Annotated in this window: 9 protein-coding genes; 2 read left to right on the top strand and 7 right to left on the bottom strand. The window is 69.6% G+C overall.

Annotated features, from left to right (window positions below; translation table 11 throughout):
- Window positions 1–8 precede the first annotated feature (8 nt).
- The 3 genes from IE308_RS04100 to IE308_RS04110 form a co-directional block, all read right to left on the bottom strand.
- Window positions 9–356 carry a GNAT family N-acetyltransferase gene (locus tag IE308_RS04100; RefSeq protein WP_190216613.1) on the bottom strand — a complete coding sequence of 116 codons (348 nt, stop codon included), beginning with the start codon at window positions 354–356 and terminating at the stop codon, window positions 9–11.
- Window positions 357–400: 44 nt separating this feature from the next.
- Window positions 401–820 (bottom strand): aspartate 1-decarboxylase, encoded by a 420-nt coding sequence (gene panD / locus IE308_RS04105; RefSeq protein WP_110633900.1) that lies wholly within the window; start codon window positions 818–820, stop codon window positions 401–403.
- 203 nt (window positions 821–1,023) lie between these two features.
- A complete protein-coding gene (locus IE308_RS04110) occupies window positions 1,024–1,704 on the bottom strand; it encodes a TetR/AcrR family transcriptional regulator (RefSeq protein ID WP_110633897.1) in 681 nt (226 codons plus the stop codon).
- Window positions 1,705–1,812: 108 nt separating this feature from the next.
- Between IE308_RS04110 and IE308_RS04115 the strand changes: the two genes are divergently transcribed.
- Window positions 1,813–3,030, top strand: coding sequence for a right-handed parallel beta-helix repeat-containing protein (locus IE308_RS04115; RefSeq protein WP_229908694.1), 1,218 nt, complete (start codon window positions 1,813–1,815; stop codon window positions 3,028–3,030).
- 345 nt (window positions 3,031–3,375) lie between these two features.
- On the opposite strand, the gene drmC is transcribed toward IE308_RS04115, so the two are convergent.
- Genes drmC through drmA form a run of 3 tightly spaced genes read right to left on the bottom strand, consistent with a single transcriptional unit; the run spans window position 3,376 to window position 9,886 of the window.
- Window positions 3,376–4,167, bottom strand: a complete 792-nt coding sequence (gene drmC / locus IE308_RS04120; RefSeq protein ID WP_110633890.1) for a DISARM system phospholipase D-like protein DrmC — start codon at window positions 4,165–4,167, stop codon at window positions 3,376–3,378.
- Complete coding sequence (drmB, locus tag IE308_RS04125; protein WP_110633887.1) at window positions 4,164–6,059, bottom strand: MrfA Zn-binding domain-containing protein; 1,896 nt, start codon at window positions 6,057–6,059, stop codon at window positions 4,164–4,166. The genes drmC and drmB overlap by 4 nt, the downstream gene beginning before the upstream one ends.
- Complete coding sequence (gene drmA, locus IE308_RS04130; RefSeq protein ID WP_190216614.1) at window positions 6,056–9,886, bottom strand: DISARM system helicase DrmA; 3,831 nt, start codon at window positions 9,884–9,886, stop codon at window positions 6,056–6,058. Before drmA ends, drmB begins: the two co-directional genes overlap by 4 nt.
- Before the next feature lie 182 nt (window positions 9,887–10,068).
- On the opposite strand from drmA, the gene IE308_RS04135 reads away from it, so the two are divergent.
- A complete protein-coding gene (locus tag IE308_RS04135; RefSeq protein WP_110633883.1) occupies window positions 10,069–12,240 on the top strand; it encodes a UvrD-helicase domain-containing protein in 2,172 nt (723 codons plus the stop codon).
- Between the two features lie 64 nt (window positions 12,241–12,304).
- Here the strand turns inward: IE308_RS04135 and IE308_RS04140 are convergent, their stop codons facing one another.
- The gene (locus tag IE308_RS04140) at window positions 12,305–18,094 is read right to left on the bottom strand and encodes a PDDEXK-like endonuclease domain-containing protein (RefSeq protein WP_190216615.1); all 5,790 of its coding nucleotides are present in this window, start codon (window positions 18,092–18,094) and stop codon (window positions 12,305–12,307) included.
- Window positions 18,095–18,417: the final 323 nt, after the last annotated feature.

Raw genomic sequence — 18,417 nt, forward strand, 5'->3', positions numbered from 1 at the left:
GCTGCCCTCTAGAACCGCCCGGGGTGGGCCGCCAGCCACGCCTTGGCCGCCCGCAGCAGCTCCGGGTCGGCCTCGGGGGCCTCCTCCGGGTGGCGGGCGGCCCACTTGACGACATAGGGGCAGAGCGGGGCGACGGGCACCTGCTCGCGGGCGGCGATGCCGTACAGCTCGCGGGCGAGCGAGCCCGCGATGCCCTGGCCCTCGTGGGCGGGCTCGACGATCGTGTGGACCGGGACCAGGGCGCGCTCGGGCGCGTCGAGGACGAAGTACTCGATGTGGCCGACGACCTCGCCGTCCGCACCCAGCGCCTCCAGGCGGCCGGCCGCCCGGTCGTCGCGGATCTCGATGTCGCTCATGGGCTCGCTCCTGGTCCGTCGGGGTGCCTGCGCCGATCAGCCGGTCAGGCCGGGACGGCCTGCGGGCTGCGCTCCTGGTCCGAGCCCGGCACCGGCTCCGACGGGTCGGCACCCAGCGCCACGATCCGGTTGTCGTGGTCCACATGCACCACTCGCGGCTTCAGCGCCCGCGCCTCGGCGTCGGAGACCTGAGCGTAACTGATGATGATCACCAGGTCACCGGGGTGCACGAGATGGGCGGCGGCCCCGTTGATCCCGATGACCCCCGACCCCCGCTCGCCCTCGATGACATACGTCTCCAGGCGGGCGCCGTTGGTGATGTCGACGATGTGCACCAGCTCACCGGGCAGCAGATCGGCGGCGTCCAGCAGGTCGGCGTCGATGGTCACCGATCCCACGTAGTGCAGGTCGGCCTGGGTGACGGTGGCGCGGTGGATCTTGGACTTGAACATGGTGCGCAGCATGTTGAACTCCCGGAAGACGGCTCCCTGCCTGCTTCCTGCAGGTCAGGGGCGGTATCACTGTACAACTGTCACGCGCCCGACTCGAAGATTGTGAGGAACATCGCTTCACTCTGAGGAAAGGGCTCCCCACCTGCAGTTCCGCGCGAGCCCGCTTACTACGAGATTGCGGACGATGGACCTCCGGCGCTCACGCGCCGCCCGGCTCACTCTTCGGCGTCCTCTGCCGGAACGGCCACGCCCAGCAGGGCGAGGCAGATGTGCAGTACGGCGTCCTTCAGGCCGGGGACCTCGCCGATGCGCCCCTGGCGCAGGAGGCGGCAGACGGCTTCGTGTGTAGCGTCAGCAGCGGCCATGTAGGCCTCGTCGGGGACACGGCGGTGACCAGGAATCCTGGCGCGCCAGGCGCGCATCGACTCGGCGAACCAGGAGCGGCAGGCGTCCTGGTGCTCCTGCGCACGTCCGCCGGCCGCCGCCGTCTCCAGGAAGAACGCTTTGGCGAATTCCGGCTCTTCGGCGATCAGCCCGAGAAACGCCTGGATCGAGGCACGAAGCGTCGCCACAGGGGAGAGCGACTGCGTCGACGAGCGGGCGAACGACGCCTCAAGCCGCTTGACCATGAGCTCGCGTCCCGTCTCCGCAGCGGCGATGAAGCACTCCCCCTTGTCCGCGAACAGCTCGTAGAACGTCTTGCGGGACACGCCCGCCCGCGCCGTCACATCGGCCACGGTCGTGGTGAGGTAGCCCTTTTCGGCAACCACGGTCGTCATCGCGTAAAGCAGCCGCTGGCGCTGCGAGCCCGTCACACGCTCCCTCGCGAGCCCGTGCGGCCCGCGGGGAAGGTCGGTCAGGCTCGGCTGCAGCAGCGGCCGGATCGGCTCTCTCATGAGTGAGAAACAGTCTGGTACACGTTATAGACGCAAGCGTTTCTCACTCGACGTCATCTTACGAGGAAGCAGGAGCGCACCTTCATGAGAAAACCAACATCCCTTTCGGTGCTGGCTGCCTTACCGGTGGCCGTCGCGGGGATCGTGGCCACCGCCCCGGCCTCTGCGCAGACAGCCTCCGCGCCGGCGACCTTCACGGTCGACTCCACCCAAGACGCCGTGGATGCCGACGCGTCCGACGGTCTCTGCCGCACCGCCGTAGGCACCTGCACCCTGCGTGCGGCGGTCATGGCCGCCAACGCCCGGCCCGGCAGCACCATCGAGCTGCCCGCCGCCCACTACCGGCTGACCATTCCCCCCGACCCCGACCGGCTCAACAGGCGCACCGCCGACCCGGCCAGAGGCGACCTGAACATCCTCGAACCGACCACCATCCGGGGTGCCGGTGCGCGGGAGACCATCATCGACGCCGACGGCATCGACCGGGTCTTCCGCATGGGCGCCGACACGCAGCTGTCCGACCTCACCGTCACCGGAGGAGACGCCAAGCAGCGGGAGGTGCCCGTCACCGACCCCGGCGGAGGCGGCATCGCCAACGGCAAGAACATGACGCTGCGCCGGGTGACGGTGACGGGGAACCGCGCCGGCTACGGAGGCGGCATCTTCAACATCCCCGACTCCCACCTGACGCTGATCGACAGCACCGTCAGCCGCAACACGGCGGGCGAGGCCGGAGGCATCCGGTTCGATGACACCGGCACCGTGGTCAATTCGACGATCGCGGACAACCGCGTGACCGATGACTGGGACCGGCCGGGCAGCCTGTCTGGATACGGCGGCGGCATCGACATACGCGGCATCGGCCTCGTGGACATCCGCAACTCCACGATCACCGGCAACACCGCCACCGACGGCGGCGGCGGGATCAACATCGCCCCTGCCTACCTGGACAGCCTGCCGGGCCCCGTTACCGACCCCGTCAACCTGCCGCTGGGGCACCTCGCGCTGAAGAACACCATCATCGCCGGGAACACCGTCGGCCACACCCCCAGCGACTGCAAAAACGTCTTCGCCGCCATCGAGTCACGGGGCAACAACCTCGACAGCGGAAACACCTGCCACCTCACGGCCGAAGGCGATCTCCCCACCCGTGATCCCCACCTCGCACCCCTGGGTGACAACGGCGGTCCGACGGACACCGTGGCCCTGCTGCCCGGCAGCCCCGCCCTCGACGGCGGTGCCGACTGCCCCTCCACCGACCAGCGCGGCGTGCCGCGGCCTCAAGGCCCGGCATGCGACATCGGAGCCTTCGAACACCGGCCCTGACGTCCGCCCCGCACCTCGAGGACTCTCCGTGCGCGCGGAGTGCTCGGGGTGCGGATCTCCCGAGAGAAGCCGAGGTGTGACCTTCGCAGCGGGCGCAACGTCAGCAAGTCGTGCTGACCAGGGGAACCTCTCTCATGCCCATGACCTGCCCTGGCCGATTGCCGACTTTTCCGCACACCACCAATCGACATGGCCAGCGGCCTGCACATCCTGCCGCCGCTGACAATGGTGGCTACTGAGCGACGTCGACCGCGGCGCGCGAAACGTCGCGCTGCCGGAGGGTGATCAACGTCCCCATGCCGGTCCCCCGGCCCTCGGCTCGACGGCCGTAGGCGGGCAGCTGCCTCACCGACGAGAAGGCTGAGCCGCTCGTTCAGGCCGGAAAGGCCTCAGTATGCCAAGACGTTGCAGCTCAACGATGTGCTCTGCCGCGCGCCGCGGTGCTTCCCCGCCCGCCACCAGCACACCCGCCTCTATGTTGCGCCGAACTGCGGACTCGGTCAGGTTGGCGCTACCGAGGAAGAGGGTTCGGCGGTCGGCGACCGCCAGCTTGGCGTGCTGGCGTGAGCCGGCGTGTTCGACCGGGTTCCGGGCCCATACCCACAGCACCAGCCCGGGCACTGAGGCGAACGCTTCGGCGGGTTCCCTTCCCGAAAGAAGTCCGCCCGAGCCTGCCAGCGTCTCGACCACGACGTGCATCTCCACGCCCCTCTCCGCAGCCTCCCTCAGCGCTCGGGTCAGCGCCGGATACGGACGAGCGGCGTACGTCATGGCCAGCAGTTCGCGTTGCGCCCCGTTGATGACCTCAACGAGCACCTGGGCTGTGGCGCGCACCGGTACGGCCGGTGTCGAGGGACCACTCCACACTGTGCGGACACGGACCGTGTCCCGAGCCTGTCGTTGGGCGGCCACATAGCCGCGCACATAGGCAGCCGCCTCGGCCGGCGCCACCGACTCCGACTGCATCGCGTCACAGAGCCGCGCTACGGCCTCGCCGACTCCCGGGCTCTCCAGTTCGGTCAGTATCCGTTCCCTGGAACGTGCCTGGGCCAGCAGACCGGCGAGGTCCTTGCTCCGGGAGAGTCCGAGAGCCGCGACCGCAGGTCCGACAGCGGCCTCGAATGCGGGGCGGCTCATGGCAGCAGACCGACCGGTGTCAGGACCGGCTCCTTGTCCCCGGCCAGCGGGACGAGGAAACGACGGTCAAGGAAGCGGTTGCCGCGTTCGCAGGTCGTCTCGGACACGAACAGACAGACGTGGCACGCGGCTCCGTGCAGGAAGTCGGCCGGGTCGTGCGGCAGGCGCTCAGCGCACAGAGGATCGGCTGAGCAGTGACTGGCGTCGGCCAGGGCCCGGCGCACGATCCGGTCGAACTCGCGTTCCTCAGCGAGGGAGACCAGACCACCCAGGGTGCCCTCAGAGTCCGGTACCGCGGTGTAGATGAGGATGCCCGTCCTCGGGTTCTGTTCATCTCCCGCGTAGATCCGTTCGGCGAGCGAGGCGGAGTTGTAGCCGCATTCCAGGGCGATGGTGCGGATCAGCAGGTGGGAGAGGGTGTGCAGGGCGATGTAACGGGCGCCGGGCCAGCCGGAATAGGGGTCGAAGTCGCTCGTCATGCGGTCCGACTTCCGATTGGCACGGAAGCGCGCGTACGCCTCTCTGTGCGCCTCCATCTGCGGGGACTTCTCCATGCGAGCGACCCACTCGGCCATCAGGCCGTCCCGCACCCGCAGGAAGACACCCTCGCCGCGCACCTCACTCGCGGGCACCCAGTTGCGGGCCCCGCGGGACAGTTCGACGCGCGTGGCGATCTCCGGAGATTCCGGGTCCGGCGCATCCAGCCGGCTGAAGCCGATCAGCGCCCGGGCCTCGCGCAGTCTCTCGACCTGCCTGATGTCCCCGAAGAACTCGCTGAGACGGGACGGCACCGGGACCTGCCGCAGCGCGAAGTCGTCGCTGGGGGAGGGGATGGGCCCGGAAAGGGCGTCCCATTCCGGTCCGAACAGGTCCGCCTGGACGTCGGGCGCGGAGGGAGCCGGGCCGCCCGCCCCCTGCTTGCGCGCTGTGATCGCCTCGACCACCGATTCGGCGTCGAACTCTTTCAGGAAGGCGAACTTGGGCATGCGCGCCATGAAGTCGAACTGCCCTCGGTCCTCGATCAGTTCGAGGTCGGGCCAGTGATCGTCGAGGAGCTTGTCGATGTCACCGCCCTGCGCCTTCGGCAGTGCCAGGGCGCTCAGGGTGAGCGGGAACCACTGGTTCGAGGCGCCCGCCACCATCAGGACCGGTTCCTGTGCACAGCCGTTCGGCTCGTAGGTGCCGAGGTGCGGGTGTCGTCCGCGGCACGCGGGCAGGTTCCGGCGCCCCCGTTCGCCCATCGCTTCCCGGATGTTCCGCTTCACGCCGCAGGCGACGCACTCGATGGTGACGTTGGCGGCCTGGTTGCCGCCGTGGTCCTTCATGCGCAGCTTGGGACGCGGCGTCCTGGCGCAGTTCTGCCCGTGGTGGACGTAGGCGGTGTACGGGAATTCGTCGAGATGACCAGCGGTGCAGACCAGGGTGAAGCGGGCGGCCACGGCGAGCGGCTTGCCTCGCTTGCAGTCGTGGACGAACTTCGCCTCGTGCGGTGTCCGAGCGTTGGAGTTGACGAAGGCAAACTCATCCGAGTCGATGGCGGCCAGCACGTTGCAGGCGGTGCAGCGCAGCCATTGGGGGAAGGGCGTGACGGGCACGCCGACTCCCTGGGCCGCCCAGCCCTTCGGGTCAGCGTCGGCGCCCTCGAGCCAAGGAGCGGCTCGCAGTTGTTCGACCTGTCCGCGCCCATAGCGCTGGAGCGAGCGGTTGACGGCGGCGCGGAGGCGGGGCTCGTCGATGTCGTAGTCGGTGACACCGGAGTGGCTCCAGGCGTCGATGCCCCGGATCAGCACGGAGAAGTTCGGCAGATCGACAAGGGCGCCGACACCGGCGGTGAACATGAGGTGGCTCGGCCGTACGGCACCGACCCTGCGGTTGCTGCCATGGGTGCTCATCGCTGTGCCTTCCTGACCGTGTCGGCCGTAACGGGCCCGTACTCGTCACTGTCCACAATGGTCGCGGTGTCGGGGTCGGGGTCGGAGTCGGTCGCGGGCGTGCCGAAGTGCCAGTCGGGACCGCTGCCCGAGGGCTCTTCCAGGAACACGCCGCCGCCGGGCAGGAGCAGATTGATCTCATTCTCCGTCTCACGCATCGACATGCCGACGGTGAGTTCGGTCCACCGGGATCCGTCCGCCCGCCTGAGCAGTCCGTTCACGACGGTCTTCTTGTGCTTCTCCTTGCGGTAGCCGAGTGCCGCAGTGCTCTCGTCCCGCTTTCTGCGCCATTCGTCCTTCAGTCGGTCCAGGCGTTCACTGAGGTACTGACGGGGTCGGTCACCTCCCACTCGTTCCGCTCTTTCCAGCAAACGCCGTTCGACGTCCTGCGCGAGCGGGCCGTCGAGGTCGACGTGGTGGGCGTCGAGGTTGCGGGAAGTCTCGTACGTCCTGTGCCGCAGCGCGGCGACGTAGGTGGCGGCGACACCCCGGTCGAGTGCACGGCGGGTGTAGGGAGTGACGGAGAGAGCTTCCACCTGGCGGTAGAACGTCGCGTGATAGTGCTCGAAGTCCTCGTAGTGCGCGAGGTCGCGGGGACGCGACCAGTTGTAGAGGGTCACCACCAGACCGGGACGCCTTGCGTCACGGCCGACCCGGGAGGACGCCTGGATGTATTCGGCGGTGTTCTTGGGCTGACCGACGACCAGCATGAGGCCGAAGCGGGAGACGTCGACGCCGACCTGCAGCATGGAGGTGGCGAGGACGACGTCGACCGCTTGATGCACGGCCGGCGTCATGGACGCCCGGGGCTCTCGCTTCTCCTTCATGGCGGCCGCGTACTCCCGCAGGAAGGCCCGCCGTCGTACCGAGGTGTCACGCTCGGGGTCGAACTCGATCTCCAGCCGCTTGAGGGCCGAGCCGATGTCCGCAGAGGAGATGCGTGAGGTCAGCTCCTGGATGCTGAGCATCCCTGCCTTGCTCACAATGCGGTCCGAGAGTGTGTCCTGGCCCTTGCGGCTGCCGTTGGCCCGCACGCGGGTGGTGATGTCGTCGTCCATGTATCGCCGCATGCCGGCAAGTTCGCGGGTGGCGTTGAAGTAACCCACGAGTGTCATGTATGGGTCCGCAGGCTTGCCGTAGTCGTCGAAGAGCTGCTGTCCTGCGAGCAGGAGAATCTCCGCGACGCGGATCTCCGCCGCCTTCAGCCGTGTGCCGTGCGCGCACACGCCCAGATAGCGGCGGCCGGGGTTCTCCCGGCTGAGCTCCACCTGCCGGGAGAAGAAGGTGTCACCGACGTCCAGCACCTGGGGCGGGAAGACGGCGACCTCGCGGCCGAAGACACCGCGTACCTGGTCGGCGGCCCGCTTGGTGGTCGCGGTGGACGCGACGATCTTGGGGCCGGTCTCATGGCGCCGTCCGTGGGCGTCGGTGAAGCTCCACGTGCACAGCTGGTCGACGGCGGCTTCGAAGAGGCCCACGGTGGTGCCGAGCGCTCCGGAGATCAGGTGCAGCTCGTCCTGGATGATCAGGTCCGGGGGCCGCAGTCGGGTGACGGGCTGGGCGGTGACGCCGGGCAGGTCGCCCCTGGCGTTGTGCCGTCCGCCGCAGCCGGTCTTGGCGTCCAGGTCATCATGGCGGTAGCCGTGGCGGGGGCACAGCTCGGTGACCCTGCCGAACAGCAGGCCCGCGTAGCCGTTCCACGGAAGCTGAGCGAACTTGTCTACCGTGGCGATCAGCAGCGAGGGCGCAAGCCGGTAGATCTCCTCATCGACCGTGAGGACGGGGATGCCCTCGCCGGGCGCCTCGCGACGGGAGAAGGGGCAGCGGTCCTCTCCCTCCCCGCGCGGGCAGTAGAGCAGGATCCGGCGGCGTCCTTCGTCGTACTCCATGTTCGAGCGGGCGGTCAGTCCGCTGCCGCACCACGGGCAGCTGAGGACCTGCAGGACGCGGGCGTGCTTGTCGCTGGCACTCTCCTTGGCCTCCGCGATCTGCTCCTTGGCCTCCTCGAACCAGTTCGGCGAAACGGAGGTGCCCACCCAGAGCCCGATGCGGAACGGCGTGGAGCCCCACCTCTGATCCCGCGCGACCTCCTCGCGGCGCAGCACCTCACATGCGCTCACCAGAGCAGCGGCGCGCTGGAACTGCTGGGCGGTCAGCAGCCGCAGGGTGTAGCGCATGAGCACGCCCACCCCGGCGTCACCGCTGCGCGCCTCTGTTCCCGAACCGATCGTCCCCTGCAGACGCCTGAGCGCGAACGTGTAGGCGGCAAGGCCCAGGTACGCCTCGGTCTTGCCACCGCCGGTCGGGAAGAACAGCAGGTCGACGAGGGCTTGGCGGCCGGTGCCGCGGTGCGGGTGGCCGGGCTGGGTGAGGGAGGCGATGTTGAGCAGGACGAAGGCGAGCTGGAAGGGACGCCAGCTGGCCCCGGCCTTGCCCTTCCCGTGGACCTCTTCCTGGGCTTTTCGGTAGGAGAGGGGGTCGTTCTCATGACCGGCGCGGGCGGCGGCGATCGCGGTGTTGCGCCTCTGCAGCGCCATGGCCTGGTTGGCGAATCGGAAGGCCGTGAGGGCCGTGTCGTCGGCCACGAGCCGGTCGATGCCCAGGGTGATACGGTCGCAGACCTCGAGTGCCTGCTCGATCGCGACCTCGGCCGATTCACGCAGTTCGTCGGGGAGCGAGCGGGCGGCCCTGCGCTGCTGTTCCAGCCAGGTGCCGTACCCGTCGGCCAGCGGAGCCAGGGCGGCGCTGAGTTCGGCGCGACGGTCGGGAACGGCGAGTGCGGCCAGTTCGTCCATACCCAGCTCCAGGCCCTGAAGCAGCTCCTGCTCCTCGAGCGCCGGCGCGGTGGTGGCCCTCACGTCGTATTCGGGGAGCCAGACGGTGGTCAGGCGGTGCGCGTTGCGTTCGCCGTCGCGGACATGCGCGTGAACAGCGACATTGCGGCCCTTGGCGTGGCTGAGGCTGTCCCGGTAGAGGAGGCGCAGCCGCCGCTCCTCGGCGTCCTCGGGCGCGTTGCCGCGACTTGCCGCGTCGAGAGGATCGTCGACGGGCAGAAAGACGGCGGCCTGGTCGTCGGGAAAGGCGGTGACGTCGATCTCGGTCTGGAAGAGCCAGTGGGCGTCGCGTGCGTCCCGGCTGTCCGGCTGCCGGTTGACGAGGGCCAGCTCGACTATGCGGAGATCCTCAGTACCCGCGCGGCTGGTGTGCCGGCGTACCTGTACGTCCAGAACCACGGCCTCACCGCTGAGTTCGACGGCCCGATCGGTCGCGCCGGTCACGTCGATGTCCACCAGGTGCTCGACGGGCTCACGCGACCAGACCCTGCGGGTCGTCCCCCGGTCGGTGGCTTCCTCCGTCTGCGTGTAGCGACCCCAGCGCACCGTGGCGCTGAGTGTGCCCACGGAGGCCGGGACCGTGAAGGCCAGCCCCATCGACGATGCCCAGATGTGCCCGGCGGCCTGCGGGCTGAGCCGGTCCTGCAGGTCGCTGTCGTCACCTTCCTGCTCGTCACCCGACTCACCGTCCGCACTCTGGGCGGCCGCGCGCGCGATCCGGTCCGTCGTGACGGCCTCGGGGCGCGGACCGAGCATCCCGACGAGGTAGCGGTCGCGTGGCCCGGAGGATGCACTCGGAAGGGTTTCCGTCTCACCGTCCCAGGGCCCCAGCAGATCCCGGCGGATGTAGGCGACGAGTGCGTCCCGGACTGTGTAGGAGTCCCCTGCGCGGAAGGTTTGGGGAACCTCGTCGAGCGGGTGCGGGACAGCGGCCTGGGCAGGCTGGGCCGGCATGCGGTGGGTCCTTTCGGACAGATCCGTTGGAGCGCGGTGATGCGCCCATGGGTGGCAGCAACAGAAAATATAGATCGTTGACTCAGTTCACACAACGATTATGGGGAGCTTCGTCACTCGGCGGCCCGATCAGTCTCTAGGCTGTTGCTCGCCCACCGCCCGCCCACGGCTCGAGGACGCCCATGCCCCGTCTCGCCCTCTCCGACGACTTCGTCGAGGACCTGATCTCCCTGCAGAGACCGGTCCAGAAGGAGGTGAACGACGCCATCCAGATGTTCCGCGGCCTGACCGTGCCTCAGCTGCATGCCAGTAAGGGAATGCACCTGGAGAAGCTCGAAGGGGCGCGCGACCCTCGGATCCGTACGATCCGGATCACCAGGTTCTACCGGGGAGTTCTCCTCGCTCCGGACGACGGGAGCGGGCTGTACACACTGCTGCGGGTCGCACCGCACGACGAGGCGATCAACTGGGCCTGCAAGCGCGCCTACTCGGTCAACGGTGCCACCGGCGGCCTGGAGGTCCGCAACGTCGAGGCCCTCGAGCAGATGGAGACCTACTTCGAGACCAAGGCGGTCGAGACCCCGGCGCGGCTCTTCGCCAGGCACTCCGACACCGTCCTGCGGGATCTGGGTATCGACGAGCAGGTCCTGCGGCTGGCACGGGTGTGCGTCACGACCGACGACCTGACGGTCATGGCTCCGCCCATGATGCCGGCCGACCAGTACGAGGTCCTGGAGTACCTGGCGGCCGACTACTCGCCCGAGGACGTCTGGGAGCAGCTGATCGCCCCGCGCGGGCAGACGGTGCGCACGGCTGAGGAGCGGCCTGCCGTCACCCTCAGCGAGGCGATCCTCAACACACCCGACCGCATCGTGGAGGTCACCGGCCCCGGCGAACTGGAACGGATCCTCGCCGAGGACTTCTCCCGCTGGCGTGTCTTCCTGCATCCCGCCCAGCGCCGGTACGCCTACCACCCGGGCTTCAACGGGCCGGCTCAGGTGACGGGCGGTCCCGGCACCGGCAAGACCGTCGTGGCCCTGCACCGGGTGCGGCATCTGCTGCATCACGGAGGTGAGGGTGACCGGATCCTGCTCACCACCTTCACCAATGCCATGGCTGCCGCCCTGCGCGACAGCCTGGCCCTCCTGCTCGGCGACGCCGACGCCCACCTGCTCGACCGGGTCGACGTCACGACGGTGGACTCGCTCGCCGCACGGGTCATACGGGAGGCGCGGGGCAGCTCACCGAAGCCGTTGTCGGCGGCAGCAGAGAAGAGCGCATGGACCCGTGCCGCCGCACGCGAGAACCTGCCCTGGTCGGAGCGCTTTCTCGCGCAGGAGTTCCGGGGTGTCGTCCTCGCCCAGGGACTGCGGACGCCCGAGGAGTACCTGCGGTGTGTGCGCAGGGGGCGCGGCACGCAGGTCGGGCGGGTGCAACGAGCGCGGCTGTGGCGGGTCATAGAACGGTTCGCGAGTGATCTCGCCTCGCGCGACTCGGCGACGTACACCATGCTTTGCGACCAGGCCGCCAAGATCCTTGCGGAGCAGGGGCCGCGTTACCGTCACGTCGTGGTGGACGAGGCGCAGGACCTGCACCCGGCCCAGTGGCGGGTGCTGCGCGCCAGCGTCGCCGAGCAGTCCGACGACCTGTTCCTCGTCGGTGACCCCCACCAGCGCATCTATGACTCTCGGGTCTCGCTCCGCTCGCTGGGTATCGACGTGCGAGGGCGCACGTCCCGGTTGCGCGTCAACTACCGGAGCACGGAGGAGATCCTGCGCTGGTCGGCGTCACTCCTGGACGGTCAGCCAGTGGGCCGGCTAGGCGAGGACGACGACGATGACGGTGGCCGGGACTCGCTGCGGGGCTACCGGTCGGAGCTGCATGGCCGCGTGCCGGTGGCTCGTGGCTACGCCAGTCAGGACGACGAACTCCGCGCGCTCGTCGAACAGATCCGGGTCTGGGTTGACCAGGACAGGGTCAAACCGTCCGAAGTGGCGGTGTGCGCCCGTTTCAACACGCTGGTCGACGCCGTCATCGCGCGTCTGCGCCGGGAGGGCATTCCGGCGGTAGCCGTGAGGGACGACCCGGGGCCGGAGGTGTCGGGGGTGCGTGTGGCGACGATGCACGGGATGAAGGGTCTGGAGTTCCGCTGCGTCGCCGTCGTGGGTGTGACGTCGAGCGTGCTTCCCTTCGCTCCGCAGGTGACGCCGGTAGACGAGGACGCCGTGCAGCACCGTTCGGATCTGCTGGCGGAGCACTGTCTGCTCTTCGTGGCGTGCACGCGGGCGCGTGACGCGCTGGCGATCTCCTGGAGCGGAGAACGGAGCGGCCTGCTGGACCCGGTGGCCGGCTGAGACGCACAGGGCCCTGTCACCCGGACACGTAGGTGCGGGTGGACAGGGCCGGCTGCCGGTGTGCTCAGACCCGGATCTCCCGTACGACAACCGAGCGCGCCTTGCCGTTCGACGCGTCGTATGGGATCTCCCGTCCGGCGGGCTGCCACATCAGCGCGTGGCCGAGAGGAGACGACGGGGAGACGATGTCCGCTTCCCCCGTGGGCAGTTCGGCGACGGCGTACAGCGTGTCCTCGTCGAGCACACCGTCGAACTCCAGGACCAGCAACGTGCCCGGGACCACGACGTTGGGGACGACAGGTTCCCGCCCTACACCGACGGAATCGAGGAACGTCCGCAGGAACGCAAGGCGCTTCGTGCGCCGGTCGCGCTGGTCGGCATGGGTCCTTCTGAGGAACACCAGCTGCGCCGCGTCCACCCCCTCGGGAATCTCGTGGGGAGCGTCCAGGGCTGCCTGCAGTTCCTGCACCTCGCGGACCAGCCGCTGGAAGGCGGCGGCAGGGATCTCCCGGACCGGCAGTGAGCCTCGGGCGACCGAGGCCGGCGCCGGCTCGGGCTCCAAGGCCCCGGTGGCGCCCGCACGTGTCCCGGTGACGGCCCGGTGCCCCGAAGCAACCGTGGGCGGTTCCGCCGCCGCGGGCATCGCCTCCCCGGCCGGATCCCGCAGCAACTCGCGCGGGTCCGAAGGCTGCGGCGCGGTCACCGCGTCGGGCACGGCGCCGATGTCGGTCGTCGCTTGAGGGTCGCCCGTCTCCTCACTCTGTTCACTGCGCGGCTCCCCCCCGTCCGGCACCGGCTCGATGCCCAGGCGATCCAGCTCCGCCCAGAGCGGCGTCAGTGCCTGCTCCCGGTCGAGATGGAACCGACTGCCCCGGATCCGGACGAACGTCCAGTCGACCCGTTCCAGGTCGCGCTGTCTGGCCGCCGCGGTGGAGGCGTCCTCGCCCTCGGCGAAGGCGTCCCCGTCGCAGGCGACGGCAAGCCGGCGTGTGCCGCCCTCCACGACAAGGTCGAGGGTGTGACGCCCCACCTTGTATCCCGGGCGGACCCGATAACCCCGCGCCGTCAGTTCCAGGTACACCTGCTGCTGGAACAGACTGTCGAAAGCTTCGTGCCTGACGTCGGGCAGGACGTCGCCTTCGACCGCGGCGGTGTCCTCCTCCACGGGCCTCGTGAGGTGGTCGAGCCACCGTCGGCGCAGATCGTTCTCATGGAATTGCTCGACGCGCGCGCTGTGGAACACCCACACCTGGTCCTGGGCGCGGGAGGCCGCCACGTTGATCCGCTGCTCGTAGGTCTTGCCGTTGAAGCCACCAGGGACGGATCCAGCGGCGGTGGACGGCGAGTTGACGCAGGAGATGAACATGACGTGCCGCTCGTCGCCCTGGAAGTCCTCGGCGTCACCGACCCGGATGCGCCGCTCCTCGCGCTGCTCGTAGTCGAGACGCTCGGCAAGCAGGTTCTCCAGCTCCGTGAGATGCCCCTTGCTGGCGCGGAGGCTGATGACGCCCATGGTCTTCCCGTCGTAGGCAGGGTCGGCGCAGCAGCGCACGACCGCGTCGACGAGGGCCTCGGCCTCGGCGGTGTTGGTCAGCCGGGAGTTCGCGCCGACAGCTTCGCCGTGCTCGACGAGGATGGTGCGGACCGGGGGCAACCGGTCGGCGCCGTACTGCCGAAGAGGAAGCAGCTGACGGTTGTAGCAGAGGTCGTTGGAGAAGGAGATGATCTCCGGCATGCACCGGAAGTGCTCCTTGAGCATGAGCGTGCCACGGCCCGCCGACAGCGCTTCGGTGAGGTCGAAGAAGCTCGAGTCTGGGCCGAACAGGCTGCGCACGTCAGGCTCCAGCGCGGTGAGCAGCCGGTCCCTGAGGTGGAAGTACTCGTCCTGCTTGAGGCCGACGTTGGACGGACTGACCTGCTTGCTGTCGCCTACGACCACCATCCGGTCGGCAAGCCAGCTCAGCAGCATCGCCTCCAGACCGGACTGACTGGCCTCGTCGACGATGACGACATCGAACATGCCGGGCTGGTCCAGGGGCACGGTTTCGGCGACTTGGTGCAGCGGCATGATCCAGGCCGGCACCGCGGTCTGCGCCTTGCGCAGGGCCGCCTGCGCGTCGCGCCGGTAGCGTTGCTGGTACTTGCCCTTGATACGCCTGGCGGCTTGCTGATAGGCGCTGAGCGCCCGGGACTGGTCGCCAGTGAGCAGACCAAGGCAGCGGTGCCAGGCTCGGGCAGCGGCGAGCCGCGCGAGCAGGATGCGGGCTTCGTCGTCGGCCTCCGTCAGCCGCTTGCGCAGCGTGCGTTCGGCCTCTGGGTCGGTCAGCCGCTCCATGCGCTCCCGCCATGCGGACCAGGCCCAGGCCTGGGCGAGCGAGGGCAGCCGGGTGTCCCAGGCGGTGTCCTGGTGCGTGCCGGTGATCCGCTCGGCAAGGACGGGGAAGGCCTCACGGACCCGGGTGAGCGCCGCGTGCTGTTCTGCCCGCAGCCGGGCGGCTTCGCGCACCTCGGCCATCTCTTCACTGAAGGAGCGGTATCCGTCGGGGTCCCGTTTGCGTACGGCGTCCAGGGCCCGCAGAACCGCGGGCGCGACACCCGGCCGGTCGCTCCAGGCCCGCAGCAGCTCCTCAGTGTCAGCGACGGCTCTGCGGGACTGTTCGGCCGCGCGCAGTGTGGTCGCCGCGCGCAGCAGGCTCCGTACGGCGTTCTCGACCGACGCGTCGTGCCAAGTGGCGGCGGCGAGTGCCGGTGAGGTGGCCGCGGCGGTCAGGACGTCGGTGCGCGTGGCGGCGACGGCGAGCAGCGCGTCGAGCACCTCGGCCTCCTGACGCAGCCGGGCGAGGCGCGGTCCGTGCCCGTGCCAGGCGGCGGCGGGGGTGCTGCCCCACTCGGTCTCGACCTGTGCCAGGCGCAGTTCGAGCTGGACTCGGGCAAGCACCACGGCCGCTGTCACCGTTTCCTCCGGTGCCCGCCCGTCCACCCGTACGGTCTCCGCGAACGCGCCGACCGCCTTCGCCAGCTTCGAGCGCATGCCGAGCGGGCCGCGCAGCTTCTGGCCCTGGCCGAGTCCGTCGTGCAGGCCGGTGGCCTGTGCGAGCGCCGTGGCAGGGTCGTACTGCTCCAGGCCGCTGACCATGGACGTGCCCAGTGTGGTCAGCAGGGCGTCGACCGCTGCCAGCGTCTCGGTCACGGCGGCCCGACGGCTGCGTGCCTGCCAGTCCTGCCCTTCGGTCACCTCCTTCAGGAGTGCCGCGGCCCAGGCGCCGGCCGGGGCGGCGAGGGACGCGGCGCGAGCGCGGGCAGCGGAGAATGCGTCCAGAGCCGAGGACAGCCGATGCTGTTCCGCCTCGCTGAGGCTCCGCACGGCCGTGTCGTACTCCGCGCACAGGGGAGCCTGGCGCGCGGCTGCGTGCGCTTCCTCGGCCGACCGTACGACCCGCACGGCTTCCTCGAAGTCACCGGGATCCGGCAGTTCGGTGGGTCCGGGTACCTCGGCAGCCAGGGTCTGGTGGTGCGGCGTGAAGGCACGGGTGGTGTGCAGTAGGCGAAGGGCCTCGCCGGCGCTCAGGCTGGGCTGTTCCTGCGGGACCGGGCCGAGCCAGTCGTGGCGTCCCGCTTCCGCGGTGAGGCGCTCGGCGATCTCCTGGAGACTGCCGCTGTAGTCGCCGATTTCCGCGCCGAAGCGGTGGGTCTCCTGCTCGCGCAGTACGGCGAGGTCGCGCAACATGGCCTGCTGGCCGGTGCGGGCCTTGGCGAGGCGCGACTGGAGCGTCTTGACCTGCTTCCGGGAGGCCTTCTCGTCGTAGCCCGCGTACTCGCTGAGGATCCTGTGCACGGACGCCTCGAGCTCGCGCTGGGCGGCCGCGCCGTCCTCGGTGCGACTCACGCACAGGTCACGGATCGACTCCGGCAGCTTGTCCCGGAGCACGCGCAGGGCGCGCGGGGTGTGGCTGGTGATGAGGACTCTCTTGCCCTGCGCGAGCAGGTCCGTGACCAGGTTGGCGATGGTGTGCGTCTTGCCGGTGCCGGGCGGCCCCTGTACGACGACGAGCCGATTCGCGCGCAGGCGTTCGGCGATGGTGCGCTGTTCTTCGTTGGCGGGCAGCGCGAAGTACATCTCGCCGCTGCTGTGAACCGCACCGTCCTCTTCCGCCGCTGCGAGGTCGGCCGCGGTGAGCGCGCCGCCTCGGCCTGCGATGTAACTGAGCAGTTCGGTGGGCGGGGTGCCCGCGTCGATCTGCCGGGCGATGGCCTTGAGGGCGTCCATGGTCGAACGGCGGCTGCGCTCGCGCAGGATGAGTGCGGGCGTGAGCCCCACCTGCGGGACGTCGAGGCTGCGCGGCTTGGCGCGCTCCACGGTCGGCAGGTAACTACCCGCACTATGCGCGGCGTTGACCCAGCTGCGCAGGGCGGTGTGGACGGCGTTCAGGTGTTCGGGGTCCGTGACGTCCGAGGCACCTTCCAGTACCTCGACGATCTCCTCCCGCACGGTGCCCGGTACGTGCTGAGCCCCTTCGAGCATGCCCTCTTCGAGTTCCAGGCCCGCGCCGGTCGGGTCCGGGGCGGCGGTGAGCGTGCCTGTGGACGGGTCGAGCCGGAGGGTGGCCCGGTGGGTGACCAGGTGCCGTTCCACCCGCTGCCCCGAGGTCGTCTGCCAGGTCAGCCGACCCAGGCCGAGGACGAGTTCGTAGGATTCGCCGAGGTTGGCGGCGTCCTCGTGCATCTTGTGCAGCCGGTCGTACAGCCTGACGACGGGGTCGATCGCGCGGCGCCGCTCCGCCCAGGCGAGCCACTCCTGTTCCCAGGCGGCGTACAGCTTCTCGATCTTCTCGCGGTGGGGGTGCTCGTCCAGCTCGTGGTAGGTCTTGTCGAGCGGGATGCCCTGCGACCAGTCGGGAAACTCGGGTTCGATGCGCCGGCGCAGGTGTGGGGCGCGGGTCTCCTTGAAGTCGCGGATGCGGGTGTCGTCCACCCAGGGGGCGAGCAGGGGCTCGGGGTGCGGCGCGTCCTCGCGTTCGGGGCGGGTGACGGTCAGCCAGGCCGGCTCGTCGGTGGCGAGTACGCCGTCGATCACCACGTCTACGCCGTCGTCGTCCGGCAGTTCGTCGAACCACACGATGCCGGCCGCGCCGTCGAGCGTGCGCACGGGGCGGGTCTTGGACTCCTCCGCCTCGGCGAGGAAGCGGAAGATCTGCCGGACGCGTGCGGCGTCGAGTTCGTCCGCGGAGAGCTGCGGTGGGGGTTTCGGCGTGCCCTGCGGCCAGGGACCGGCCGGCTGGGCGGGGACGGCGTCGAGCGCTCTGTCGGCGCTGCCGCCGAGGCCGTCGGGGGCACCGGCCTCCGAGCCCCCGGGCGGCGACAAGTACGCTGCGCCGGTACTGGTGCTCGCGCCGCAGATGGCCGGCGCGGCGGCCGCGGCCGTCGTGAAGGTGACGCTCTCACGGTCGTGCGCGTGCCGGAAACGGACCTCGATGTCGAGGTCGCCGGCGGTTCCGGCCGGAATGCTGTAAGCCCACGTGGCGGATACCCTGCGTCCCGCGCGCAGGGTGCCCTCCAGCTCATCGTCGAGCACATCACTTCGGTGATCCTGCACCTGACGGCCCGTTTTGCCGTACGGCCCGCCCCGCACCAGCAGGGCGATGCCGTCGACGTCGATGGGGCCACCGGTACCGTTGCTCAGGTGCAGCGTGCAGCGCACCAGGTCGTCGCCCGGCCGAAACCCATGGCTGTCGTCGGCGTCGACCAGTTCGTACGGCACGACGTCGTCCACGCGCACGTACAGGCCATCGTCGTACTGGTAGACCGAACCGACCGACTGCACACCGTCGACCGGCCCGCTCTGATCCTGATTCACACGCCACCCCCACTGCTGCTGAGGACCATCTGGTGGCCCGTTTCAGTGACATCGCGCCCGGCCGCCTCAAGCCGGCCACAAGGCGCCCCCCGGCGCGCGAACTTGAGTGTGAACTGAGCACACGCGGGGAGCGTATCAGCAAGCCCGCCACTTCTCCCCCGCCCAGGAGGTCCGCGAACACATATCGCCACTGATGAGTGATCCAGAAGCGCATCCAGCCACCCGAGACGCCGTCACGCAGGCCACCGATCCAGCGGACAGTCATTGACTTAGTTCACACTTACAAGGGAGGATGCTTACCGCGTCACCGTGCATCTCGTGAC

The organism is Streptomyces griseosporeus (assembly GCF_014656055.1).
In the GTDB taxonomy this organism is placed as follows: Bacteria; Actinomycetota; Actinomycetes; order Streptomycetales; family Streptomycetaceae; genus Streptomyces; species Streptomyces griseosporeus.

Excerpts from the sequence above, each read along its gene's own strand:
- IE308_RS04100 (WP_190216613.1), bottom strand. The coding sequence starts at position 356 with ATGAGCGACATCGAGATCCGCGACGACCGGGCGGCCGGCCGCCTGGAG.
- panD (WP_110633900.1), bottom strand. The coding sequence starts at position 820 with ATGCTGCGCACCATGTTCAAGTCCAAGATCCACCGCGCCACCGTCACC.
- IE308_RS04110 (WP_110633897.1), bottom strand. The coding sequence starts at position 1,704 with ATGAGAGAGCCGATCCGGCCGCTGCTGCAGCCGAGCCTGACCGACCTT.
- drmC (WP_110633890.1), bottom strand. The coding sequence starts at position 4,167 with ATGAGCCGCCCCGCATTCGAGGCCGCTGTCGGACCTGCGGTCGCGGCT.
- drmB (WP_110633887.1), bottom strand. The coding sequence starts at position 6,059 with ATGAGCACCCATGGCAGCAACCGCAGGGTCGGTGCCGTACGGCCGAGC.
- drmA (WP_190216614.1), bottom strand. The coding sequence starts at position 9,886 with ATGCCGGCCCAGCCTGCCCAGGCCGCTGTCCCGCACCCGCTCGACGAG.
- IE308_RS04135 (WP_110633883.1), top strand. The coding sequence starts at position 10,069 with ATGCCCCGTCTCGCCCTCTCCGACGACTTCGTCGAGGACCTGATCTCC.